The sequence below is a fragment of the Paraburkholderia sp. SIMBA_054 genome, assembly GCF_046534875.1.
Classification (GTDB): domain Bacteria; phylum Pseudomonadota; class Gammaproteobacteria; order Burkholderiales; family Burkholderiaceae; genus Paraburkholderia; species Paraburkholderia hospita.
The window spans coordinates 1-237 of sequence record NZ_JAWRXV010001696.1 but is presented as its reverse complement, the minus strand read 5'-3'; the positions used below and the strand labels follow the sequence as shown (position 1 = coordinate 237).

The 237-nt window shown below is 57.8% G+C and carries 1 pseudogene; it reads left to right on the top strand.

What is annotated here, in order from left to right:
- Positions 1-237: pseudogene (locus SB822_RS60875) on the top strand (IS21 family transposase); the annotation flags it as partial.

The following is a 237-nucleotide window of genomic DNA, read 5'->3' as shown; positions in this document are numbered from 1 at the left end:
AGCCTTTCGGCGGCATTCCGCAACCTCGACGCCGATGCCAAGGTCGATCTCACGCACCGATACGACCAGCTTTGCTCCCATTATAGAATGACGCCGACGCGCAACAACAAAGGCGTCGCGCATGAGAACGGCTCGATAGAAAGCTCCCATGGCCATCTCAAGAACGCCGTTCATGATGCCCTGCTGATGCGGGGGACCAAGGAGTTCGACGATCTCGGTTCTTACCGCGCCTTTGTC